Genomic DNA, 642 nt, shown 5'->3' on the forward strand with positions numbered 1-642 from the left:
GTTAGGCATCACAAAGTACAGCATCGTGACCAACAGCAACGATTCCGTCACACTGCGCCTCATGACTGAGCATGACCTTGCGATGCTCTATGAGTGGCTAAATCGATCTCATATCGTCGAGTGGTGGGGCGGAGAAGAAGCACGCCCGACACTTGCTGACGTACAGGAACAGTACTTGCCAAGCGTTTTAGCGCAAGAGTCCGTCACTCCATACATTGCAATGCTGAATGGAGAGCCGATTGGGTATGCCCAGTCGTACGTTGCTCTTGGAAGCGGGGACGGAAGGTGGGAAGAAGAAACCGATCCAGGAGTACGCGGAATAGACCAGTTACTGGCGAATGCATCACAACTGGGCAAAGGCTTGGGAACCAAGCTGGTTCGAGCTCTGGTTGAGTTGCTGTTCAATGATCCCGAGGTCACCAAGATCCAAACGGACCCGTCGCCGAGCAACTTGCGAGCGATCCGATGCTACGAGAAAGCGGGGTTTGAGAGGCAAGGTACCGTAACCACCCCATATGGTCCAGCCGTGTACATGGTTCAAACACGCCAGGCATTCGAGCGAACACGCAGTGATGCCTAACCCTTCCATCGAGGGGGACGTCCAAGGGCTGGCGCCCTTGGCCGCCCCTCATGTCAAACGTT

At 55.0% G+C, this 642-nt stretch carries 1 protein-coding gene; it reads left to right on the forward strand.

The genetic code is table 11. The features are described from left to right. Window positions 1-25 precede the first annotated feature (25 nt). Entirely contained in the window at window positions 26-580 is a 555-nt protein-coding gene (locus tag QMN38_RS26700; protein ID WP_063840321.1) for a fluoroquinolone-acetylating aminoglycoside 6'-N-acetyltransferase AAC(6')-Ib-cr5, read from the forward strand. Window positions 581-642: the final 62 nt, after the last annotated feature.

Source organism: Citrobacter sp. R-1.5.2, assembly GCF_035064245.1.
Classification (GTDB): Bacteria; Pseudomonadota; Gammaproteobacteria; order Enterobacterales; family Enterobacteriaceae; genus Citrobacter.